Source organism: Rhodanobacter sp. FW102-FHT14D06, assembly GCF_043950705.1.
Classification (GTDB): domain Bacteria; phylum Pseudomonadota; class Gammaproteobacteria; order Xanthomonadales; family Rhodanobacteraceae; genus Rhodanobacter.
Map to the genome: position 1 here is coordinate 3,859,272 of NZ_CP170722.1, position 23,225 is coordinate 3,882,496.

Annotated in this window: 20 protein-coding genes; 12 read left to right on the forward strand and 8 right to left on the reverse strand. The window is 68.6% G+C overall.

The window, feature by feature from the left end; all coding sequences use genetic code 11:
* Window positions 1-65 precede the first annotated feature (65 nt).
* On the reverse strand, window positions 66-2,009 hold the full coding sequence (locus ACFCQI_RS17455; RefSeq protein WP_395118754.1) for an acetyl-CoA hydrolase/transferase C-terminal domain-containing protein: 1,944 nt from the start codon (window positions 2,007-2,009) through the stop codon (window positions 66-68).
* Between the two features lie 64 nt (window positions 2,010-2,073).
* On the opposite strand from ACFCQI_RS17455, the gene ACFCQI_RS17460 reads away from it, so the two are divergent.
* A complete protein-coding gene (locus tag ACFCQI_RS17460; protein ID WP_395118756.1) occupies window positions 2,074-3,549 on the forward strand; it encodes a phosphatidylserine/phosphatidylglycerophosphate/cardiolipin synthase family protein in 1,476 nt (491 codons plus the stop codon).
* Between the two features lie 78 nt (window positions 3,550-3,627).
* Window positions 3,628-4,995 (forward strand): exodeoxyribonuclease VII large subunit, encoded by a 1,368-nt coding sequence (gene xseA, locus ACFCQI_RS17465; RefSeq protein ID WP_395118758.1) that lies wholly within the window; start codon window positions 3,628-3,630, stop codon window positions 4,993-4,995.
* A gap of 35 nt (window positions 4,996-5,030) precedes the next feature.
* Here the strand turns inward: xseA and ACFCQI_RS17470 are convergent, their stop codons facing one another.
* Window positions 5,031-6,242 (reverse strand): glycosyltransferase, encoded by a 1,212-nt coding sequence (locus ACFCQI_RS17470; RefSeq protein ID WP_395118760.1) that lies wholly within the window; start codon window positions 6,240-6,242, stop codon window positions 5,031-5,033.
* Window positions 6,243-6,301: 59 nt separating this feature from the next.
* Between ACFCQI_RS17470 and ACFCQI_RS17475 the strand changes: the two genes are divergently transcribed.
* Window positions 6,302-6,910, forward strand: a complete 609-nt coding sequence (locus ACFCQI_RS17475) for a TetR/AcrR family transcriptional regulator (protein ID WP_395118762.1) — start codon at window positions 6,302-6,304, stop codon at window positions 6,908-6,910.
* 186 nt (window positions 6,911-7,096) lie between these two features.
* Window positions 7,097-8,527 carry an aldehyde dehydrogenase family protein gene (locus ACFCQI_RS17480; protein WP_395118764.1) on the forward strand — a complete coding sequence of 477 codons (1,431 nt, stop codon included), beginning with the start codon at window positions 7,097-7,099 and terminating at the stop codon, window positions 8,525-8,527.
* Between the two features lie 78 nt (window positions 8,528-8,605).
* On the opposite strand, the gene ACFCQI_RS17485 is transcribed toward ACFCQI_RS17480, so the two are convergent.
* Entirely contained in the window at window positions 8,606-9,361 is a 756-nt protein-coding gene (locus tag ACFCQI_RS17485) for a YdcF family protein (RefSeq protein ID WP_395118766.1), read from the reverse strand.
* 132 nt (window positions 9,362-9,493) lie between these two features.
* Between ACFCQI_RS17485 and ACFCQI_RS17490 the strand changes: the two genes are divergently transcribed.
* Window positions 9,494-10,945, forward strand: coding sequence for a phospholipase (locus tag ACFCQI_RS17490; RefSeq protein WP_395118767.1), 1,452 nt, complete (start codon window positions 9,494-9,496; stop codon window positions 10,943-10,945).
* A gap of 320 nt (window positions 10,946-11,265) precedes the next feature.
* On the opposite strand, the gene ACFCQI_RS17495 is transcribed toward ACFCQI_RS17490, so the two are convergent.
* The 4 genes from ACFCQI_RS17495 to ACFCQI_RS17510 form a co-directional block, all read right to left on the reverse strand.
* Window positions 11,266-11,859: a GNAT family N-acetyltransferase gene (locus ACFCQI_RS17495; RefSeq protein WP_395118769.1), complete on the reverse strand. Its 594-nt coding sequence runs from the start codon at window positions 11,857-11,859 to the stop codon at window positions 11,266-11,268.
* An 82-nt stretch (window positions 11,860-11,941) separates the two neighbouring features.
* On the reverse strand, window positions 11,942-12,748 hold the full coding sequence (locus ACFCQI_RS17500) for an AraC family transcriptional regulator (RefSeq protein ID WP_395118771.1): 807 nt from the start codon (window positions 12,746-12,748) through the stop codon (window positions 11,942-11,944).
* Window positions 12,749-12,815: 67 nt separating this feature from the next.
* Window positions 12,816-13,289, reverse strand: a complete 474-nt coding sequence (locus ACFCQI_RS17505; RefSeq protein WP_395118773.1) for a DUF1456 family protein — start codon at window positions 13,287-13,289, stop codon at window positions 12,816-12,818.
* Window positions 13,286-13,783: a hypothetical protein gene (locus ACFCQI_RS17510; RefSeq protein ID WP_395118775.1), complete on the reverse strand. Its 498-nt coding sequence runs from the start codon at window positions 13,781-13,783 to the stop codon at window positions 13,286-13,288. Before ACFCQI_RS17510 ends, ACFCQI_RS17505 begins: the two co-directional genes overlap by 4 nt.
* Here ACFCQI_RS17510 and ACFCQI_RS17515 point away from each other — a divergent pair.
* The 6 genes from ACFCQI_RS17515 to ACFCQI_RS17540 all read left to right on the forward strand — a co-directional run bounded on the left by ACFCQI_RS17515 (window position 13,782) and on the right by ACFCQI_RS17540 (window position 20,116).
* Complete coding sequence (locus ACFCQI_RS17515; RefSeq protein WP_395118777.1) at window positions 13,782-15,248, forward strand: von Willebrand factor type A domain-containing protein; 1,467 nt, start codon at window positions 13,782-13,784, stop codon at window positions 15,246-15,248. The two genes, ACFCQI_RS17510 and ACFCQI_RS17515, sit on opposite strands and share 2 nt — an antisense overlap.
* Window positions 15,249-15,408: 160 nt before the next feature.
* Entirely contained in the window at window positions 15,409-15,963 is a 555-nt protein-coding gene (locus ACFCQI_RS17520) for an RNA polymerase sigma factor (RefSeq protein ID WP_395118779.1), read from the forward strand.
* Entirely contained in the window at window positions 15,960-16,868 is a 909-nt protein-coding gene (locus tag ACFCQI_RS17525; RefSeq protein WP_395118781.1) for a hypothetical protein, read from the forward strand. The genes ACFCQI_RS17520 and ACFCQI_RS17525 overlap by 4 nt, the downstream gene beginning before the upstream one ends.
* The gene (locus ACFCQI_RS17530) at window positions 16,865-17,461 is read left to right on the forward strand and encodes an IMPACT family protein (protein WP_395118783.1); all 597 of its coding nucleotides are present in this window, start codon (window positions 16,865-16,867) and stop codon (window positions 17,459-17,461) included. Before ACFCQI_RS17525 ends, ACFCQI_RS17530 begins: the two co-directional genes overlap by 4 nt.
* Before the next feature lie 294 nt (window positions 17,462-17,755).
* Window positions 17,756-19,528, forward strand: a complete 1,773-nt coding sequence (locus tag ACFCQI_RS17535; protein WP_395118785.1) for an ABC transporter transmembrane domain-containing protein — start codon at window positions 17,756-17,758, stop codon at window positions 19,526-19,528.
* Between the two features lie 33 nt (window positions 19,529-19,561).
* Window positions 19,562-20,116: a DUF3228 family protein gene (locus ACFCQI_RS17540; RefSeq protein ID WP_395118787.1), complete on the forward strand. Its 555-nt coding sequence runs from the start codon at window positions 19,562-19,564 to the stop codon at window positions 20,114-20,116.
* Window positions 20,117-20,188: 72 nt separating this feature from the next.
* Here ACFCQI_RS17540 and ACFCQI_RS17545 read toward each other — a convergent pair whose 3' ends face one another.
* Window positions 20,189-21,241: an NAD(P)-dependent alcohol dehydrogenase gene (locus ACFCQI_RS17545; protein WP_395118789.1), complete on the reverse strand. Its 1,053-nt coding sequence runs from the start codon at window positions 21,239-21,241 to the stop codon at window positions 20,189-20,191.
* Between the two features lie 215 nt (window positions 21,242-21,456).
* Here ACFCQI_RS17545 and ACFCQI_RS17550 point away from each other — a divergent pair, with 215 nt between their 5' ends.
* Window positions 21,457-22,956 (forward strand): catalase, encoded by a 1,500-nt coding sequence (locus ACFCQI_RS17550; protein WP_395118791.1) that lies wholly within the window; start codon window positions 21,457-21,459, stop codon window positions 22,954-22,956.
* The last annotated feature ends 269 nt before the right edge of the window (window positions 22,957-23,225 follow it).

Here is a 23,225-nt window from a genome sequence, read left to right on the forward strand (position 1 = left end):
AGGGCGGGCATGGCCCGCCGGCCTTGCACGGCGCCGACGACAAAAGCCGGCGGGCCGTGCCCGCCCTACGATCGCCGGCGCAGCGCGGCTTGCAGCAGGCGTCGCTGCAGGCGATCGGGCAAGCCCTTCGGCGCATCGAGACCCATCCGGGCCAACGCGGCGTCTTCACCTTCGACGGCATCGCCGGGATGGATCGCCGCGCGCAGCACTTGCCAGCGGCCGCGCCAGCGACTGCTGCGCGACTGCAGCCATTCCAGCGCCGGCAACAGGCGCTGTTCGACCTCGTCGAAATCGCTGCCGAAGGGGAACACCGGCAGTTGGCCCTTGCGCCGGAATGGCATCAGCGATTCGTGCAGTGCATCGGGCTGGTGCCGGCGCCAGGCATCGGGTATGGCGAAATCCGCCGCCAGCTTGCCGCGCGATTTCGCCTCCGCGCACAGCGCGTCCAGAAAGCGCGCATCGCAGATCGACAGCATCGCCTCGATGCATTCGCTGTCGCTCTTGCCGCGCAAGTCGGCGACGCCGTATTCGGTGACCACGATGTCGCGCAGGTGGCGCGGGATCGTGGTCTGGCCGTAGCTCCAGCGGATCGTGCTCTCGATGCCGCCGCGATGGCGGCGGGTGGCGCGCAGCAGCAGCACCGAGCGCGCGCCCGGCAGCTCGTGCGCCATCGCCACGAAGTTGTACTGGCCGCCGACGCCGCTGACCACCGCGCCGTCCTCCAGCGTATCGGACACCGCCGCACCGAGCAGGGTCGCCATCATGCAGGTGTTGAAGAAACGCGCGTCGCGTCGCTGCAGCGTGGCCAATGCCTGTTGGTCGCCGTACAGCTGGTTGACGTTGGACACCGCGCACATGTCGATCGCGTCCGGGTCGCTCGCCTCGGTGGCGGCCAGCCATTCGTACAGGTCGCGCGAACCGAGGAAGAATGCGCCGCGCAGGTAATGACCGCCGGGCGTGCCCGGATTCAGCCGGCCGGACAGCGAGGCGCGCTCCAGCGCAAGGTTGTCCCAGCTGCGCCGCTTCAGGATGCCGCCGCGCTGCAGGTGCATGAAGCCGTCCATCACCATCTCGCTGGCGCCGTACAAGCCGGTCCCCAATGGTGCAAGGCCACCGAGCGCGCCTGCCTGCGCATGGGTGCTGCCGGCCGGGTCCAGCGCCACCAGCATGCAGCGCCAGGCGGTGTTCTGCTGCTGGCGCAGCAGCAAGGCCTTGACCAGGGCGTCGGACAACGCGCCGATGCCGATCTGCAGGCAGCCGCCGTCGCGCACCAGGCTGCTGGCGTGCAGGCCGATCGCATATTCGGCCAGGTCGATCGGCAACCGCGGCAGCGCGAACAGGCGCGGCGAGGATTCCGGCTGCAGCTCCACGTCGAAGTAATCCGCCGGCACCTCGGCATCACCGCCCAGCCACGGCAGGTCGGGATGCACCACCGCCACGCACAGCGGCCGGCGTGCGCCTGCCAGCTGCAACTGGCGCAGGAAATCCAGGGTCAGGTCGGGGTTGCACGAGAGGCTGTAGCGCACACCCTCGGCGGTTTCGCGGCGTGCGACCAGCTGCACCAGCAGGTTGATGTCCTGCAACGCCAGGTCGCGCGCCACATGGGTGTAGTTCTGGCTGATGTAGTTGCGCTGCGCACTGCCCGAATGCAGCAGCGCGCCACTCTGCAGGTAGAACTCGTGCACCACGACGTTTGGCGGCAAGGCATCGCGCGCCTCGTCCAGGGCGTACTGCGGGTCGACCGCGTCGGCGCCGAAATGGCGATCGAGGAACGGCTGCAGGAAGCGCCGCTGCAGCCCCGCCTTCGGCTGCGGCCGGGTCAGCGACAGCGCGGTGTACAGGCGCATCGAACGCGTCGGGTCGCCGGCGGTGAGCCGGTACAACGCGTTGAGCAGGCCGTGCGGCTTGCCCAGGCCCAGCGGCGCGGCGATGCGCAGATCCGGCCCCAGCGCATCGGCGAGGTCGTGGGCGCAAGCGTCGGTGTCGCTGTAGCGCGGCTTGGCGGGCATCCTCCGATCATGCCAGAAGCCGCCGCCACGGCGCATCGACATCCCCATCGCCTACACTCGATGCATGCCCGACCCCTTGTCGCCGTCGTCGTCCTCGTCCAGTCGCCTGCTGGCGCAGCAAGCGCTGAGCCGCGCTGCCGGGGCACCGTTGCTCAGCGGCAACGCGGTGGACCTGCTGATCGATGCGGCAGCCAACTATGCCGCGTGGCTGGAAGCGATCCGCGGCGCGCGCCAGCGGGTGCTGCTGGAAAACTACATGGTGCGCGACGACGTGGTGGGCCGCGAATTCCGCGATGCGCTGGTCGAGCGCGCGCAGGCCGGCGTGTTCGTGGCCGTAGTGGTCGACTGGGTCGGCTGCCTGGGCCAGTCGCGCAGCGGCTTCTGGGCACCGCTGCGCGCGGCCGGTGGCGAAGTGCGCGTGTACAACCCGCTGCAGCTGGGGCAGACCTTCGGCTGGCTCAGCCGCGACCACCGCAAGTCGCTGGTGGTCGATGGCGTGACCGGCTTCCTTTCCGGCGTGTGCATCAGCGCCAGATGGCTGGGCAACCCCGCGCGCGACGTGCCGCCGTGGCGCGATACCGGCGTCGCCTTGCGCGGCCCGGTGGTGACCGAGCTGGAAGCGGCATTCGCGCAAAGCTGGAGCGCCACCGGCAAGCCGCTGCGCGAATTCCCGAGCGCGGTCGAGCCGACCACACCCGCCGGTGACGTCGCACTGCGCCTGATCGCCACCCAGCCCTCCACCGCCGGCATGTATCGGCTCGACCAGCTGATCGCCTCGCTGGCCACCCGCACGCTGTGGCTCACCGACGCCTATTTCGTGGGCATCGCACCCTACGTGCAGGCACTGGTGGCGGCCGCCCGCGATGGCGTCGACGTGCGCCTGCTGGTACCCGGCAGCAGTGACATCCCGGCCGTGGCCAACATGTCCCGCGCGGGCTACCGGCCGCTGCTGAAGGCCGGCATCCGCGTGTTCGAATGGAACGGCTCGATGCTGCACGCCAAGACCGCGGTGGCCGACGGGCAATGGGCGCGGGTGGGCTCGTCCAACCTCAACCTCGCCAGTTGGCTGGGCAACCAGGAGCTGGACGTGGCGATCGAGGACGCCACGTTCGCCGGCAAGCTCGCCGCCCAGTACGAGCGCGACCTGGAAAACGCCACCGAAATCGTGCTGGCGCCGCACCATCGCCGCGGCCATGCCGAGAAAGTACGCACCAGCCAGGCGCGACCGCGCGTGCGCCATGGCGGCGGCAGCTCCGGGCGTGCCGCGGCGGGTGCGTTGCGCCTGGCCAACAGCGTCGGTGCCGCGCTTGGCCATCGCCGCGTGCTCGGTGCGACCTCGGCCAGGCCGTTGTTCCTGGCCACCGCGGCGCTCCTGGTGCTGGGCGTGATCGCGGCACTGTGGCCGGCCTGGATCGGCTGGCCGGTCGCCGTGCTGTGCGCCTGGTTCGCGCTGAACCTGGGCATCCGCGGCTGGCGCCTGCGCCGCCGCCAGCGCACGGCGCGCGAAGCCGACGCCCGCGAGGCCGGCCACGACACATGAGACATTTGTTCTGATTCACCTCCCAAGCGGATGTTTTTTCACGACTTCACCGTAGCGGCATGCTAGGCTCTTCGCCCCATGTCCGTCCCCGACACCCCCGCCCCCCGCCACGTGCTGACCCCCAGCTCGCTCAACCGGCTGGTTCGCGACCTGCTGGGCGACGCGCTGCCGCAGGTGTGGATCGAAGGCGAGCTGTCTAACGTGGCGAAGCCGGCCTCGGGCCACCTGTACTTCACCTTGAAGGACAGCGGCGCGCAGGTGCGCTGCGCAATGTTCAAGATGAAAGCCTCCGTGCTGCGCTTTCGCCCGGTCGACGGCATGCAGGTGCTGCTGCGCGCCAAGGTCGGCCTGTACGAACCGCGCGGCGAGTTCCAACTGGTCGCCGAATACATGGAGCCGGCCGGCGAAGGCGCGTTGCAGCGCGAGTTCGAGCAGCTCAAGGCCCGGCTCGACGCCGAAGGCCTGTTCGACCCGGCGCGCAAGCGTGCCCTGCCCCGCTACGCGCGCCGGATCGGCGTGATCACCTCGGCCACCGGCGCGGCGATCCGCGACGTGCTGAGCGTGCTGTCACGGCGCTGGCCATTGGCTGATGTCGAGATCTTGCCGGTGCCGGTACAGGGCCGCGAGGCGCCGCCGGCGATCGTGGCGATGCTGCGCAAGGCATCGGCCAGCGCACGCTACGACGTGCTGCTGCTGACCCGCGGCGGCGGTTCGCTGGAAGACCTGTGGGCGTTCAACGACGAAGCGGTGGCACGGGCGATCCACGCCAGCGCGGTGCCGGTGGTTTCCGCGGTGGGCCACGAGATCGATTTCAGCATCGCCGACTTCGTCGCCGACCTGCGCGCGCCCACACCCTCGGCCGCCGCCGAACTGCTGGCGCCCGACGCGGTGGCGGTCGATCGCCACCTGCGGCAGCTGCAGCAGCGCCTGGCTACCCTGCAGCAACGACGCATGCAGGGGAACGCGCAACGCGTCGACCATCTGCTGGCGCGATTGCAGGCGCAGCGGCCGCAGGCGCGGCTGCAACGCGATCGCGAGCGGCTGGTCCATCTCCACCGTCGCCTCCTCGGGGCAATGCGCGAACAGCAGCAACGCCGCCAGTCGCAGCTCGACCGCGCCCGGTCCCGCTTGCTCGGGCAACACCCGCAGCAGCGGTTACCCCTGCTGCGCCATCGCCTCGGCGAACTCACCCAGCGCCTGCGCCACGCCATCGAGCGTCGTCTGGAACGCGACCGCCTCACCCTGCAGCAAGCCGCCCGCGCTCTGCATACGGTCAGCCCATTGGCCACGCTGGAACGCGGCTACGCCATTCTGTTCGACGAGGCCGGCAAGGTGCTGCGCTCGACGCAAGGTGTCGAGACGGGCACCGCGCTGCGCGCGCGCTTGGCCGATGGAGAGCTGGGGCTGCGGGTAGAGGAACGTGAGGCCGCGAAGCCTCGCGGGTAATCGCGCAGCAACCGACACCCGTGCCGCCCAGGCTCCTAGCCTGCAAACATTCTCTCGATGGCGGCGACCGCCGTAGCCAGGCCGTCTTCGCGGGCGATACGCCGACCAAGCTCGGCTGCACGCGCGGCGACGGTTTCCCCCGCGACAAAATCGAGGGCCGCGGCAAGAGCCTTGGCGTCCGGAGTTGCCGCCGGGAGTGCCGCCGGCGCCACGCCCAGCCGACGAAGGCGATCCGCCCAGAACGCCTGATCCCCGGCGAACGGCATGACGATGGAGGGTTTGCCTGCCCGCAGGGCCGAGTGGGTGGTTCCCGATCCGCCGTGGTGGATCACCGCAGCCATCCGTGGAAACAGCCAATCGTGCGGGGTGGCGTCGATGCACAGGACATTGTCCGGCAGACGCACGTCGCCCATCCCGTTCCACCCCGGCCAGAACACGGCACGTCGCCCGTCCAGCGCCGCGATCACCGCACCGAGCATGGCAGCCATGTCGATGCCGGTCATGCTGCCAAAGCCCACATAGACCGGCGCGGTGCCGGCGGCAAGGAACGCCGCCAAAGCCGGAGGTGGCGTGTAGCTTTCACCCGTGGGCGGCAGCCACTGGCCACACAGCGTGGCATTCGCCGGCCAGTCCTTGGGCGATGGCAGCAGCGTCGGCGAGATGCCGTAGAGCATGGGCAGATCCTTCCACACGGTTTTCCGCGGCGGCAGGGCCAGCACCTCCGCCCGTGCACGGTTGAGCGCCTGCTTGAAAGCCAGCCAGAACAGCTTGTTGGTGAACGCGAGGCTGGCCCGGTTCAACCAGGCGGGGACCCAGGCCGGCGGCAAGAAGGGCGAAGCAAACTCGCGCGACGGCGTAAGCGGGATCATCCCCGCGATGACGGCGGGAACCTCGAGGCGCTCGGCCACCGAAAGCCCGACGAAGCCGGCCAGGCCCGACGTCACGATGGCGTCGCAACCTTCCGCCGCGGCCAGCGTCTCCCGCATCCATGCGGCCGTATGCGTATTGGTCAACGCCACCATGGCCTTGGCCGTGCCGCGCGGCCCTTGTTGTCCCCAGTCGGCAAACAGCTCGCGGATGTCGCCGGAGAGCGGCGTGGCTGGAATCCCGAGCGCATGCGCCGTGCCCAGGGTTCGCGCGTCACCCAGCAGAACCACCTCATGGCCCGCTTTGCGCAGGGCATGACCCAGGGCGGCCAGCGGACGCGTATCGCCCTCGGTGCCGCAGGTCAGAAGTACGAGCTTCATGTCACGCTCCCATGTAAAGTAAACGTCGTATACTTTACATGCCATCGAGTGTCTGAGCCATGCCCTCTTCCTGTCAGCGTCCCCGGCCATCGAGCCGGGCCGAGTTGCCCGAACACATGGGCCTCGTTGCGCGCCAATTGTTCACATCGCACGGCTATGCCCAGGTGACCATGGAGCAGGTCGCCGCCCAGGCCGGCGTATCCAAGCGCACCCTGTACAAATACTTTCCGGCCAAAGAAGCCCTGCTGGAACACACGCTGGAAGCTTCCCTCTCGAAAGACCTCGCAACACGCGACTTCAGCCTGCACGAACGTGCCGGCTTCCGCGCCGGCGCCACGGCACTGCTGCACGAATCGGCGCACTGGTGCGAACAGCGCGCCGATATCCTGTTGCCCTACATCCGCTACAAGTTCGCCAATTTCGACCCGGGCGCCAGGCCGAAGGAAGATCGCGGCCTGCTTCCACTCTGGGTGATGCTGATCGAAGCCGCCCAGGATCGCGGCGAACTGGCGCCGCAGCATCGCTCCGAACAACTGGGCATCTATTTCCACTACCTCTACCTGGGTGCCCTGATGCGCTGGCTCAGCGAGCCGGGCCTCGACCTGCGGCAAGAGTTCGACATGGTGATCGGGCTGTTCATGGACGGGGCGGCGGCCGGCGCGAATTGATGTTCGGCAAGCTGGCGCATGGCCATGCAGCCTTGTGTCGCCGCGGGGAGAGCCTCGACATCATGCCCGTGTGGCCGTCGCGGCCAGCGCGAAACCAGGTTCACCCACTGGCAGACGACAGCAGCTCACGACCCCTGAACAACACCACGCCCTATCCTTGCCGGATCGCAACCGCAGGCAAGCGCCATGTTGAACAAGACCTACCCGTACTACCTTGCCAACCGGCCGCAGACGTCGAAGGCCATGCTCGACGTGCGCGACAAGTACAACGGCAAGCTCGCCACCCGCGTCGCGGTACCGGACGCGAAGGCCACCGAGCAGTCGATCGCCGCCGCGGTGAAGGCGGCCAGGCCCATGCGCGAGTTCAAGCCGTGGGCGCGCCAGGCCGTGCTGCAGCATTGCGCGCAGCGCTTCGCCGAGCGCCGCGACGAACTGGCCGAGGCGCTGTGCATCGAGGCCGGCAAGCCGATCAAGGATGCGGCCGGCGAGGTGACCCGGCTGATCGAGACCTTCCGCATCGCTGCCGAAGAAGCCGTGCGCATCAACGGCGAGACGATCAACCTGGAACTGGCCAGCCGTCTGGACGGCTATCACGGCTACACCAAACGCGTGCCGCTGGGGCCGGTGTCGTTCATCACGCCGTTCAACTTTCCGCTGAACCTGGTCGCGCACAAGGTGGCGCCGGCGATCGCCGCCGGCTGCCCGTTCGTGCTGAAACCGTCGGAGAAGACCCCGATCGGCGCGCTGATCATCGGCGAGGTGCTGGCTGAGACCGATCTGCCGAAGGGCGCGTTCTCGATCCTGCCGCTGGACGGCGACCATGCCGCACCGCTGGTCGAGGACGAGCGCTTCAAGCTGCTCTCGTTCACCGGCGGCCAGATCGGCTGGGCACTGAAGGCACGCGCCGGACGCAAGAAGGTAGTGCTGGAACTGGGCGGCAATGCCGCCTGCATCGTCGACGCCGACCAGGGCGCGCAGCTCGATCGCGTGGTGCAGCGGCTGGTGTTTGGCGCGTTCTACCAGTCCGGACAGAGCTGCATCGGCGTGCAGCGCATCTACGCCCACGCGGATGTCTACGACGCGCTGAAGCGCAAGCTGGTCGCCGCCACGAAGAAGCTCAAGGCCGGCGACCCGCGCGACAAGGAGGTATTCCTCGGCCCGATGATCGACGAGGCGGCCGCCGAACGCCTGCACGGCTGGATTCTGGAAGCGAAACAGGCCGGCGGCAGGATCCTCTGTGGTGGCAAGCGCGAGGGCAACATGCTCGACGCCACGCTGATGGAGCACGTGCCCGCCGACGCGAAGGCCAACCGCATGGAAGCGTTCGGCCCGTTCGCGCTGCTCGCCCCGTTCGACAAGTTCGACCAGGCGATCGGCATGGTCAACGACTCAGACTACGGCCTGCAGGCCGGCGTCTTCACCAACGATCTGGACCACGCCATGCGTGCCTGGAACGAGCTTGAGCAAGGCGGCGTCATCATCAACGACATCCCCAGCTTCCGCGTCGACAACATGCCTTACGGCGGCATCAAGCTGTCCGGCCTGGGTCGCGAAGGCCTGCGCTACGCGATCGAGGACATGACCGAGATCCGCCTGATGGTGATGCGCGAAGGCTGATCCATGCCGGGCCCTGCGCCACACGAAGGTCGCCGCCCGCCGCACGGCCGCGACGGAAGCCGACGGTCACCGCCTGCCCTACCGCAAGGGTTTCATGACCGGTGCGTTCCAGCCCATCGCGTTGTAGACGCGGTACCGCAGCACGCCCAGGTACTCATGCAGGGCCACGTCGGTCAGCACCAGGTTCTGCGCCGAGGGCCACAGGCCCAGGTTGGCGTGCAGGTAATCCGCGCGTACCGGGGTGGCTGCGATACCGAAATGGTCGAAGTACAGCACGCTGCGACGCAGGTGCCAGGCGGAGCTGACCAGCCACACCTTCGGCGCGTCGAGCCTGGCCAGCAGCGGGCGCGAGAACTGCGCGTTCTGCCAGGTGTTGTTGCTGCGGGATTCCAGGATGAGATCCTCGTCCGGCACACCGAGCCCGCGCAGCACGCGGGCGTAGGAGACGGCCAGCGGCGTTTCCATGCGTTCCGGGTCGCCGCCGCTGACCAGCAATTTGCAATCGGTCCCGGCCGCGTGGCAGGCGTGGTACAGCACGGCCACTTCGGTGATCCGTCCGTACGCGCCGATGCTCGGTTCGACCTTGTCCTGCGGCACATGGATCGAACCGCCGGTCAGCAACACGATCGCGTTGTGCGGTGCCCATGCCAGCGTCGGACGCAGCGCATACGGCGCCTGCAGGCGTTGCAGCAACAGCCGGGGCAACACGCCACATCCGGCCAGCAGCAACAGCAGCACCGCCAGTAGCGCGGCGCCGCCGCCCAGCCGACGCCAGCGACGCCAGAGCGCCAGCCAGGCGAGCAGGATCAACGCAGCGATGAGCGAAAGCAGCATGGTCGGGCCGACAGCACGAAGGCTCGCAGGTTAACCGATGCGAGGCCGCACGCAAGGCGCGCTTTCGTGACGGCGACAACTGCGCGAGGATGATCGACGCGCGCGATCGGCGCGTGCCGCGCAGGCGTCGCCATGACCACCCTCGTCTTCGTCCACGGCTGGAGCGTCACCAGCACCGCCACCTACGGACAGATGCCGCAACGCCTCCAGCAACGTGCGGCCGCCAGCGGCCTGGCGATGACCCTGGCCGACATCTGGCTGTCCGAATACGTGAGCTTCGACGACGCGGTAACCATGGCCGACCTGGTGCGCGCCTTCGACCACGCCCTGCGCGACCTGCACCTGCAGGACGCAAGCTTCGCCTGCGTGACGCACTCCTTTGGCGGCCCGGTGGTGCGCGAGTGGTTGCGCGCGCAGCGCATGCAACCCGGACGCCACAGCACCATCCGCCTGACCCACTTGGTGATGCTGGCGCCGGCGAACTTCGGTTCCGCATTGGCACAGTTGGGCAAGGGCGTGCTCGGCAAGCTGAAGGCGTGGTGGCACGGCGTGGAACCGGGCCAGCGCCTGCTCGACTGGCTGACGCTGGGCAGCCCGGCCTCGCTCGCCCTCAACCTGGACACCATCCACGGCGCGGACCCCGCGACCACCGGCCTGTATCAGTTCGTGCTGACCGGCGATCGCCCCGACCGCGCGCTGTACGACTACCTGGTGCCCTATACCGGCGAGGACGGCTCCGACGGCGTGGTGCGCATTGCCGCGGCCAATCTCAATGCGCGCCACGCGGTGCTGAGCCGGGATGGCAAAAGTGATGTCGGCGGCATCGACGAGCTGGCGTTGAGGGTGACCCGCGGCCCGCGCTTCGCCTTCAAGATCGTGGCCGACGCCGCCCACTCGGGCAGCGAACACGGCATCCTGCGCGAGGCGGCGCCGACCACCGTGGCCGACATCCTGCGTTGCCTGCAGGTGCGCAGCAGCGGCGACTACGCCACCCTGGCCGACGCCTTTGACGCCGAGAACGCCGCACGCGACGCGCACCGGGTGGAACTGGAACCGGCCGACCCGTTCCCCGCCCGCGTGCACATCCACGACCCGCGCAGCCAGCTGATCGTGCGCATCAGCGACGACAGCGGCGAGGCGCTGGCCGGCGCCGGCTTCCTGCTCACCGCCGGGCCGCAGGCCAGCCCCGACCGGATGCCGCCGGGCTTCATGCTCGATCGCCAGGTCAACCCGCGCCATCGCGCCACCACCACGCTGTATCTCGACCACACGCTGCTCGCGGGCGCCGATCGCGTGAGTCATCCGGACAACTCGCGCAAGACACTGCGCCCCGCCATGCCAAGCCACCGGCCCTACGGTGCCAGCGTCACGCCGCAGGATCTCGGCGGCCTGGTGCATCACGCGCTGGCGCGCAGCATTGCCGCCGATGACCTGTTCGCCATCCTCGGCCCGCACCAGACCACCGTGCTGGACGTGGTGCTCTCGCGCAAAATCCACGCCGGCGTGTTCCGCCTCATCCGCGACCTGGAGCCGCAGGATTTCCGCCAGCCGTCGCCCGGCCCGGTGATCGGCCAGCGCCGCTGACCCGATCGCGCGCGGGACGTTACGATGCGCGCCGGAGCTCCAGCGCGCCGATCACCGTAGGAGCCCGCTCGCGGGCGATGCTCCTTAACCGGCCAAGACCTGGATTTCGTCACGTCACAAGAGCATCGCCCCCTGCGCCGCACGAAGACACCGAGCGAACGCACCGGATTACGACTTCGAGACCAAGTCGATCCAACTCTCCGACGACCGCAAGACCGCCACCGTGGAGATCACCAGCGCCATGCGCATCGGCGACATGACCCTCGCCCGCTCCCGCTCGGTGGAACACCTCATCCGCCGCCTGGGCCGCATCCGCAGCGTCAGCAGCGAAGAAACCGTGTGGGCGTACCAGCCGGAATAGGCCGAACGTCGGCGAGTACCACCGATGCCTCGATCTGTCGTTCCGATATGTTCCAGTAGGCCCGCAGCAGCTTCGGCGCCTGCGCCGTCGGCACCGGTTCGAAACCGTGCCGCTGATAGAAGCGGATCGCCCAGTCGGCCGCGGACCATGTGCCCACCAGCATGCGCCGCGCACTCTGGCGGCGCAGGTGCGTGATCAGCTCCCCGCCGATGCCGCGGCCCTGCTGGCCGGGCAGGACGTAGGCGTGGCGGATCAGGTCGACGTCTCGCACCGCCTGGACACCCATCACGCCGACCAGCGCGCCATCCATTTCATAACCCCGGAATTCGACCCCGGCGGCGATCTCGCCGTCGAGCTCCCGCAACGTCATGTATGGCTCGTGCCAGCAATCGTCGGGAATCACGCCCCGGTACGCCTCGGCAGCGGCCTGGATGATCGCAAGTATCGTCGCGCGCTCGTCGTCGCGACAGCGCCGGATGATCGCCGGCGCGACGCCTTCGGTGGTTGTCGGGGAAACTTCGCCTTGGTTGGGGTCGATGATGGCGTTCTGCATGTGCCGCACTCCTGTCGGTTGGACGGGTGCAAGCCTGACGACACCGACGCGGGCGGTCTTGGACAAAAGTGCGGGCGCGGAATCAACCGGCGGCGGCGTAGCGGCTCGGCGTAACGCCGAACTGCCGGGTGAAACAGCGGGTCAGGTGGCTCTGGTCGAAAAAGCCGGCAATCGCCGCCGCCTCGGCCAGCGCATGGCCGTTGCGAATGAGCCGGCGCGCCAGAGCGACCCGCCGCTGCAGGATGTAAGCATGCGGCGGCAGCCCCAGCTCGCGCGCAAAGCCCCGAAGCAACTGGTAGCGACTGAGCCCGGCCTCGTCGGCCAGGCTTGCCAGCATCAGCGGCGCGGCCGGGTCGTCATCGATCCTGTCGCGGACCTGGCGGATGGAAGCCACCGGCCCCGGCGACGCCATTCGGCCGCCCGCCGCATTGGCCTGCATGCCCGCAGCCAGGCGCAGGAGCGCCGTCTCGCAGGCCATCGCATTGCTCGATCCGCCCGCAGGCACATGGGTGAAGATGTCGTCGAAAAGCCGGCGCAATCGCTCGTCCTTGAATACCGGTGCGGCGAACGCCAGCGATATGTGGGCGCCATCGTGGATATCGTCCAGGACGTTGCCCAGCAGCTCGGGATCGACATACAACATCCGCCACGACCGCGGCTGTCCATGGATTGCGCGGCCGTCATGGACTTCGCCCGGGTTCACGAAAATCAGGCTGCCCGGCCCGGCTTCGACCTGACCCCGGCCGCTCGACGATGCATGTCCGCCGGTGTCGAGGACACCAATGCCGTACTGGTCGTGCGTGTGGCGCGGATAGCTGCGCGCCGTGGATGCCGTCATCGCGTCGATGCCGGCCAGAGGGAAACGGTGGTAGAGGATACGCTCGCTCATCCGCACTCCAGAGGGCTGCGGTGCCTCGGGCCATGGGAGCCAGCCCGGCGCCGGCTGGCAACGGTGCTCAGCCGTTGCCGCGCACCCGCACTGTCAACCCTTTCAGGAAATTGCGCAGCAGCTGATCGCCGCACAGCTTGAAGTTCTTGTGGTCGCTCTGGCGAAACAGTGCGCTGAGTTCCGGCTTGGAGACGGGGAAACCGGCGGACTCGAGGATCTGGTGCATGTCCACGTCCTTGAGTTCGAACGCCACGCGCAGCTTCTTCAGTACCACGTTGTTGGTGACGCGCTTCTCCGGCGGGCGCGGCGGTCGGCTTTCGTCCTTGCCGCGGCGGTGGAACACCAGTCCGTCGAGAAACAGCGCCAGCAGCTTGGTGCTGCATTCGACGTAGCCGGGCTCGTCGTCCTTCTTCAGCATCGCCTGCACCTCTTCCTTCGTCACCGGCGCGGCGGCGTCGGCCAGGTGGATCAGCTCCACCACCTTGCCGTCGCTCAAGTCGAGCATGTAGCGGATGGAGCGCAGTACGTCGTTGTTGATCATGTCGTTCCGAAGGGGCGTGCGTAAGGCCGCCATGCTACCGCGACAGTCCGGCGAGTTTCAGTCGGCACAGGCTCAACCCCCTTTCCGTTCGCGCTGCGTTTCATCTTCCACACCCGGAGGAGAACCGACGCGATGAAAACGAATACCCTGTGGCGCAGCGTGTTGATGGCCTTGCTGGTGATGCTTGCCGGCTGCGGCCACCGGCCAACCGCCGAGCCGGTCAAGACCGGCCATGCCGCCAGCGCCGCGGCAACGCAGAATGACCAGTCGGCCCGGACCACGCCGGCACCTTCCACTCGCCCGTTGCAGGAAACCGCACCCAGGGCGGCGAACGACACCACACTGCCCTCGCCGCCACGACTGCCACCGCCGCCGTATGTGCAACGCCGGGCAACCCCGCCTTCGCCTCCCGCACCGCCACCGATGGTCGCGGCGCCATTGGCAGCAGGCAAACGCATGGCCCCCGCCATGCCGACGATGGCGTCGATCATCATGCCCCCGAACCAGCCATTGCCCGGCGACATCAACACCGAAAACTACACCCACCGCGATGCCAATCCGGTGCAGCTGGTGAGCGAACACCCGGTGTCCACCTTCAGCATCGACGTCGACACCGGCGCGTACACCAACGTGCGGCGCATGTTGAATGCCGGCCGCCTGCCGCCAGCCGACGCGGTGCGTGCGGAGGAGTTCATCAACTACTTCGATTACCACTACGCACCGCCGGCGAATCGCGCGCAGCCGTTCAGCGTCATCACCGAACTGGCGCCGGCGCCGTGGAATGCGCAGCGACAACTGTTGCTGGTCGGCATCCAGGGTTATCGCGTGCCGAAGGCGCAGATCCCCGCCGCCAACCTGGTCTTCCTGATCGATACCTCCGGCTCGATGAACGAGCCGGACAAGCTGCCGCTGCTCAAGGCCTCGCTGAAACAGCTGGTGCGCGAACTGCGCAAGCAGGACCGGGTGGCGATCGTCACCTATGCCGGTTCCGCCGGCGTCGCCCTGCCTTCCACTGCCGGCGACCAGCACGCCACCATCGATGCCGCCATCGACAGCCTCGGCGCCGGCGGTTCCACCAATGGCGGGGCCGGCATCGAGTTGGCCTATGCGCAGGCCGGACAAGGCTTCATCAAGGACGGTGTAAACCGGGTAATCCTGTGCACCGACGGTGACTTCAACGTGGGCACGGTCGACGAGGAAGCCCTGAAAACCACCATCGAGGACCATCGCAAGAGCGGCGTAGCGCTGACCACGCTGGGCTTCGGCGAAGGCAACTACAACGATGCGATGGCGGTGATGCTGGCCGACGTGGGCAATGGCAGCCACCACTACATCGACAACCTCGCCGAAGGCCGTCGGGTGCTGGTGGACGAGATGTCCGCGACGCTGCTGACCATCGCCAGGGACGTGAAGATCCAGCTGGAGTTCAACCCCGCCCAGGTGCAGGAGTACCGCCTGATCGGCTACGAGAAGCGCCTGCTCAAGCGCGAGGATTTCAACAACGACCAGGTCGACGCCGGCGAGATCGGCGCCGGTGCCAACGTCACCGCGATCTACGAGATCACCCCGGCCGGCTCTGCCGGCGCGCGGATCGATCCGCTGCGCTACGGCGACCGCGCCGAGCCGCAAGGCCACGGCAATGAACTCGGCTTCCTGCGCCTGCGCTACAAGTTGCCGGGTCAGTCGGCGAGCCGCCTGATCGAACAGCCGATCGCCGCGCAGGCCGAGGCTGAAGCCAGCGAGCGGCTGCGCTGGGCCGCCGCGGTGGCCGCGTTCGCCGATGCCTTGCGCGGCGGCAAGTACCTCGACGGCTACGGCTACCGCCAGATCGCGCAGCTCGCCAACGGTGCCCGCGGCCAGGATGCCGACGGCTACCGCGCCGGCTTCGTGCAGTTGGTGAAGCTGGCCGAGGGCCTGGCCACGCCCGCCCCGGCCAACCCTGAAACTTTCCTGCGCTGAGCCATTCGGCCCCGCCGCGTCGACCGCCGTGACGACCGCAGCCTGCTCCCCCGCTGCCGCCTTCCCCCACGACGATCGCGCGGCGGGGCCGATACCCGTCGCGCCGGCGCCCCTGCACGGGTCGCCCGGACACCGCCGATTTGTCTTACCCTCGCACTCCATGGATGCCCCGGTCGACCCCGATGCGATGCTGATGCTGGCCTACGCGCGCGGCGATCTTGCCGCGTTCGAGGCGCTGTACGCGAAGCATCGCGGCGTGCTGTACCGGTTCCTGCTGCGCAGCCTGCGCGATCCCCAGCGCACCGACGAGCTGTTCCAGGAAACCTGGAGCCGGGTGATCGCCGCCCGCGCGCGCTACCAGCCGCAAGCGAAGTTCAGCACCTGGCTGCTGCAGATCGCGCACAACCTGCTGGTCGATGCGCTGCGCCGCCAGCGCCCCACCGCCGACGGCGAGGAAGCCGAACTGGCGCTGTCCCGCGTCGCCATCCCCGAACACGAGCAACCCGAGCACGCCTGGTCCGATTTCGAGCGCCGCCGCCACCTGCAGCGCGCGATCGAGCAGTTGCCCGACGAGCAACGCACCGCCATCCTGTTGCGGCTGGAGCAGGAGCTGAGCCTGGAGGAGATCGCCGAAGTGACCGGCAGCGGCCGCGAGACCGTGAAGTCGCGCCTGCGCTATGCCATGACCCGCCTACGTGAAGCGCTGTCCGAATGAGCACGCCCCTGCCACCGAACGATCCCGCCACCCCGGACGAGAAGCTGCCCGGCGAAGCCGAAGTGGCCGCGCTGTACCGGCATCTGCCGCGGCGCGAGCCCGGTCCGGAGCTGGACGCGGCCGTGCTGCATGCCGCGGCGCATGCGCTCGGCGTCGACCGGGCGCCGTTGCACGTCGAACGCCGCAAGAACCCGCGCGAGTCCGGCGACTGGGTACACCCCAAGCCGTTGTCGGCGATCAAGGCTCGCGCGATCCCGTCGGTCGACCCGGCCGCGCGCGCACGCCGTCGCCCCATGCCGCACTGGCTGGTGGCGCTGGGCAGCGCGGCCAGCCTGGTGCTGGTTGCCGGCCTGGCCTGGCACATGCGCTCGACGTCGCCGGCTTCGCCGCTGCCGACCGAAACGGCCGCGCCGGCGCAGGCCGTCACGCTGCCCACTGCCGGGCAAGCGGCCGATCGCGCCGCTGCCGCTGCGGCGCCGTCACCGCGCACGCAGGCAGCACAAGCGGCCAGGCGCCGGTCGATGGCTGCAGGGAAACAAGCCATCGCCCCTGCCGTCGTCGCGGAAAGGATGGCCCCACCGCCGCCGGTGACGCCGATGGCCAAGGCGTCATTGCAACCGCAGATGGCCGCAGCCCCACCAGCACTCCCGCCACCGCCGCTGCCGGCAATGCTCCAGGCGCCCGCGCCGGCAGCACCGCCCGCGCCGCCAGCGGACACCGTCGCGAAGGAAGCCGCACCAGCGACGGCTGGCGTCATCACACCGGCCGAGGAGCTGGCGCGGATCGAGCAGCTGTTCGCGCAAGGCGAGCAGCACGAGGCACGCCAGCGCCTGCTCGATTTCCACCACGCCCACCCGCAATGGCCGCTGCCGCCGGAGCTGCAGGCGAAACTGCCCAAACCGTGAGCGAGCCGCTGTCCACCGTCGCCGCGCGTTGCCGCCACCAGCAGGACATCCGCAAGAGCCGCTTCCTCGCCATCGCCGAGCCGGTGACCTCGCCCGCCCAGGCGCTGGCCTTCCTGCGCGAGGTCGCCGACCCGGCCGCCACGCACAATTGCTGGGCCTGGCGCATGGGCCAGGACTACCGCTTCAACGACGACGGCGAACCCGGCGGCACCGCGGGCCGACCGATCCTGCAGGCGATCGAGGGCCAGCAGATGGATGGCGTGATGGTGGTGGTCACGCGCTGGTACGGCGGCATCAAGCTCGGCGCCGGCGGCCTCGCCCGCGCCTATGGTGGCACCGCCGCCGAATGCCTGCGCCTGGCCGAACGGGTGCCGATCGTGGCGATGGCGCGGTGCGGCCTGCGCGTGGAGTTCGCCGCACTCGCGCTGCTCAAGGCCCGCCTCAAGGATCTGCAGGCAGAGGTCGAAGCGGAGCAGTTCGACGCCGACGGCGTCACCCTGCAACTGCAACTGCCGCAAAGCCGCGCGGACGAACTGACACTGCTGGTACGCGACCTCACTCGCGGCCGCAGCAGCGCGAAGCGCCTGGATTGACCGAGCCTCGGGTAGGGCGGACTCCGTCCTCCGGCTCTTCGTATGCACCGCAGCCAGAAGCGATGGCGGGCAGTGCACACCCTACTCGACTGACCGCGCCCCACCCGCAGGAGCCCGCTGGCGGGCGATGCTCTTGCTCTTGCGATTCCCTATTCCCTGTTCCCGGCTCGAGAGCATCGCCCGCAAGCGGGCTCCTACGTGGATGTTGTTTGCGGATTGAATCGGCGGCCGTGCGCCCCACTTCAAAGGCTGCGTGCCGCCGTGCGCATTCCTACGGACATCCTGCGAGTATCCATGAGCGACGCCGCCACCGACACGCCCCGCCCGTCCCGCCGCCTCGGCGCGCTGCGCGGACTGTGGCCGTTCCTGAAACCGCACCGCGCGCTCGCCGTCGGCTGGCTGGTGTTCCTGGGGTTGTCCTCGGGCGCGTCGCTGACCTTGCCGCTGGCGTTCCGCCACATCATCGACAAGGGCTTCGGCCACGCCAGCCAGACGGCGATCAACGAGACCTTCATCGCCCTGTTCGGCGTGGCGCTGGTCCTCGCCGTGGCCACGGCGGCGCGCTATTTCTGCATCACCCTGCTGGGCGAACGCGCGCTGGCTTCCTTGCGGCAGACCCTGTACGCGCAGGTGATCCGGCTGGACGTGGCGTTCTTCGAACGCAGCCGTGTCGGCGAACTGCTGTCGCGCCTCAGCGCCGACACCGAAGTGGTGCAGACGCTGATCGGCTCGGGCGTGTCGGTGGCGTTGCGCAGCGTGGTGATGCTGGTCGGCGCCAGCGCCATGATGGTATGGACCGCGCCCTCGCTGGCCGGACTCACCGCGCTGGTGATCCCCGCGGTGATGCTGCCGATTCTCGTCTTCGGCCGCCGCGTGCAGAAACTCTCGCGCGCCAGCCAGGATCGCCTCGCCGACGCCGCGGCGATCGCCAACGAAACCCTCAACGCCTCCACCGCGGTGAAAGCGTACGCGCGCGAGAACATCGAAAGCACCCGCTACAGCCACGCGATCCTGCGTGCGCTGGCCACCGCGCGCCGACGCATCGGCATGCGCGCGCTGCTGACCATGGCGGTGATCGTGCTGGTGTTCGGCGCAATCACCCTGGTGCTGTGGGCCGGCGCGCGCCATGTGCTGACCGGCACGCTGGACCCCGGCGTGCTCGGCCAGTTCGTGCTCTACGCGGTGTTCGCCGCCGGCTCGGTCGCCGGGCTCTCCGAGGTGTGGGGCGACGTGCTGCGCGCGGCCGGCGCGATGGAGCGCCTGGGCGAACTGCTCGACGAGCGTCCCGAAATCGTCGCACCGGCGCAGCCGCTCGCCCTGCCCAAGCCGCTCCGCGGCGCGCTGCGCTTCGACGGCGTCAGCTTCCACTACCCGAGCCGCCCCGACGCCCCCGCGCTGCACGACTTCACGCTGGACGTGCGCCCGGGCGAAACCGTCGCCCTGGTCGGCCCGTCCGGCGCCGGCAAGAGCACCGTGTTCTCGCTGCTGCTGCGCTTTTACGATCCGCAGTCCGGCCGCATCTGCATCGACGGCGTCGACCTGCGCGCGGTGACGCTGGACGACCTGCGCGGCGCGATCGCGCTGGTGCCGCAGGAGACCGTGATCTTCAGCGGCAGCGCCGCCGACAACATCCGCTTCGGCCGCGACGGCGCCAGCGACGAGGAAGTGCACGAGGCGGCCCGCGCCGCCGAGGCGCACGACTTCATCAGCGCCCTGCACAACGGCTACCAGGCCGAGATGGGCGAACGCGGCGTGCGCCTCTCCGGCGGCCAGCGCCAGCGCATCGCGATCGCGCGCGCCATCCTGCGCGACGCCCCGCTGTTGCTGCTCGACGAAGCCACCTCGGCGCTGGATGCGCAATCCGAGGCGGCGATCCAGCAGGCCCTCGAACGCCTCGAAAAAGGCCGCACCACCCTCGTGATCGCCCACCGCCTCGCCACCGTGCAACGTGCCGACCGCATCGTGGTGCTCGACGGCGGCCGCATCGTGGCGCAAGGCACGCACGACAGTTTGCTGGCCGAAGGTGGCCTGTATGCCGAATTGGCACGGTTGCAGTTCGTGGCCTGATCCGTATCCCCCAATCCCGAATCCCGGCCTTCCATGCCTATCGTCCTCACTCCCTTCGCCCGCACCCGACTGTTCCCTCGCGATCGCCGCCGCAGCGCGATCCAGGATTGCACCGCCGAGGAGTTCGAGCAGCGCCTCAACATCGAAGCACCGTTGAAGGTGCTGGATGGCTACGCGCCGTTCTGCAAGCTGCACGTGCACCGCAACTGGACGTCCACGCGCTGCACTGCCACGCCGATCACCGAGGCCAACCGCCACCTGCTGCGTTCGGCCTACGAGGCGCGCAGCACTGATGAGCTGCCGGTGCTGGTGCGCTGGTTCGAAGGCATCGACCCGCCGGTCGCCAACTATCTGCTGCCGATCCTCTACAGCCGCGAACAGCTGGCGAAGGAAGGTTCGCCGATCGACGCCGACTGGGGCGTGGTCGGCTGCCTCTACACGGCCGAGCCCGAAGAGATCCCGATGGTGCCGATCACCATGCTGCGCAATGCGCTGGGCGTGGAAGAAGGCGGCTCGGGCGTGCCACTGGATCGCGCGGCCTATCGGCGCGCCGTGGCGTTCTGGGAACGGCACGCGAACTGGCGCTGAGCAGGGCAAGCCGCGAAGAGCGACTTCGCCCCGGCCCTCCCCTGCCATCGCAGGGGAGGGAGCACATGCGGATCAACTGGCCAGCGAGCTGTTGTCGATCACGAAGCGGTACTTCACGTCGCCCTTGACCATGCGATCGTAGGCCTCGTCGATCTGCTGCGCGCGGATCATCTCGATGTCGGAGACGATGCCCTTGTCGGCGCAGAAGTCCAGCATCTCCTGCGTCTCGGCGATGCCACCGATCAGCGAGCCGGCAATCGCACGACGCTTGAAGATCAGGTTGCCGATGTTCGGCGTCGGATGCGGGTGCTCCGGCACCCCGACCAGCACCATGGTGCCGTCGCGCTTGAGCAGGCTGGTGTAGGCATCCAGCGAGTGGCTGGCGGCGACGGTGTTGAGGATGAAATCGAAGCTGCCCGCGTGCGCCTTCATCTCGCCGGCGTTGCGCGATACCACCACCTCGTTCGCGCCCAGGTCCAGCGCCGCCTGGCGTTTGCCGTCCGACGTGGTGAAGGCCACCACGTGCGCGCCCATCGCGTGGGCAAGCTTCACGCCCATGTGGCCCAGCCCGCCGATGCCGACCACGCCGACCTTGCTGCCGGGGCCGACCTTCCAGTGCCGCAGCGGCGAGTAGGTGGTGATGCCGGCGCACAGCAGCGGCGCGACGGCAGCCAGTTGCGATTCGGGGTGGCGGATCTTCAGCACGAACTTCTTGTCGACCACGATGCGCTGCGAGTAGCCGCCCAGCGTGTGCCCGGGCGCGTCCGCGGTCGGGCCGTTGTAGGTGCCGACGAAGCCGTTCTCGCAATACTGCTCCAGCCCTTCGTCGCAGGCTGCGCAATGCTGGCAACTGCCTACAAGGCAACCCACGCCCACCGTATCGCCGACCTTGAAGCCGGTCACCTCGCCGCCTACTGCGCTCACATGGCCGACGATCTCGTGACCCGGCACACAGGGATACAAGGTGCCGCCCCATTCGGAGCGCACGGTATGCAGGTCGGAGTGGCACACGCCGCAATAGGCGATCTCGATCTGCACGTCCTGCGGACCGGGCGCGCGGCGCTCGATGTCGAGGGCTTGCAGGGGCTTGTCGGCGGCATGTGCGCCGTAGGCTTTGGTGGTCATGGCGGTTCCTTGGCTCGGGGATGGGGAAAAAATGCAGGGTTCGACCTCGCACGATATTCCTGATCGCGCCGATTCTCCATCCCGTGGCCGGTTTCGCACGCGCTGCAGCGCGGCCTATCGTCCCGATTGGAAATACCGAATGGCGTGCCCGCGCGGTTGGAGGCAGACTGGGTCCGGTCACCTCGACCAACCTGCATCGAAGGAGGCAAGTCCCCATGTCCCACGACAAGAACAAGTCCGCCAGCGGTTCCACTACCGGCGCCGGCGCCCCTGCCGTCAGCGATCGCAACTCGCTGAGCATCGGCCCGAACGGCCCGCTGCTGCTGCACGACGTGCACTTCCTCGAACAGATGGCGCACTTCAACCGCGAGAAGGTGCCCGAGCGCCAGCCGCACGCCAAGGGTGCCGGCGCGTTCGGCGTGCTGCAGGTTACCGAGGATGTGTCCCGTTACACGCGCGCGGCGCTGTTCCGGAAGGGCGCGAAGACCGACATGCTGGCGCGCTTCTCCACCGTCGCCGGCGAATCGGGCAGCCCGGATACCTGGCGCGACGTGCGCGGCTTCTCGCTGAAGTTCTACACCGACGAAGGCAACTACGACCTGGTCGGCAACAACACGCCGGTGTTCTTCCTGCGCGATCCGATGAAGTTCCCGCACTTCATCCGCAGCCAGAAGCGCCTGCCGGATTCGGGCCTGCGCGACAACCACATGCAATGGGACTTCTGGACGTCCAATCCGGAAACCGCCCACCAGGTGACTTACGTGATGGGTGAGCGCGGCCTGCCGCGCACCTGGCGGCACATGAACGGCTACGGCTCGCACACCTACATGTGGATCAATGCCGCCGGCGAGAAGTTCTGGGTCAAATACCATTTCCACACCCGCCAGGGCATGGCGTTCTTCAACAACGCCGAAGCGGCCGCGATGGCCGGCGAGAACGCCGACTTCCACCGCGCCGACCTGTTCAACGCGATCAAGCGCGGCGAATTTCCCGTGTGGGACCTGTCGGTGCAGGTGATGCCGTATGCGGAGGCGAAGAACTATCGCTTCAATCCGTTCGACCTGACCAAGGTGTGGCCGCACAAGGACTACCCGCTGATCAAGGTCGGCACGATGACCTTGAACCGCAACCCGGAGAACTTCTTCGCGCAGATCGAGCAGGCCGCGTTCTCGCCGGGCAACACGGTGCCGGGCATCGGCCTGTCGCCGGACAAGATGCTGCTCGGCCGCGCGTTCGCCTACGCCGACGCCCAGCGCAACCGCATCGGCACCAACTTCCACCAGTTGCCGGTGAACCAGCCCAAGGTGCCGGTGAACACGTACATGTTCGACGGCCAGATGGCCTACCACCACAGCGGCAACGCCCCGGTGCATGCACCCAACAGCGGCGGGCGCCCGTGGTCGGACGACACCGGCCCGGTCGAAAACGGCTGGGAAGCCGACGGCGAGATGGTACGCAGCGCATACACGCTGCACGCGGAGGACGACGACTTCGGCCAGGCCGGCACCCTGGTGCGCGAGGTGTGGAACGACGCCCAGCGCGCGCAGTTCGTCGACCAGGTCGCCGGCAGCCTGCTCGGCGGCGTGCGCAGCCCGGTGCTGGAACGCGCCTTTGCTTACTGGAAAAGCGTGGACGCGAAAATCGGCCAGCAGATCGAGGACAAGGTCCGTGCTGGCAGCGCATCGGAACCGGCCGAGGGCATGGGCGAAGGTTGATCGCCCTCACACCCTGTCGACTCCCGTCACACCCGTAGGAGCCCGCTCGCGGGCGATGCTCTTGTCGGGTGTCGGGGTTCGACAGCCGCAAACCAAAACGGCATCGCCCGCGAGCGGGCTCCTACGGGCGACGGCTTCCCGGTGGCACTGTCTGCTGAACCAGCATTCATCACGTTCACGCAGCCATTTCACCGGCACTGCTTCCATCGGACTCCCCATGAGTCGGCACCCGGCCAGTCCTGGCCGGCTGGCGACATCACCGAAGAAGG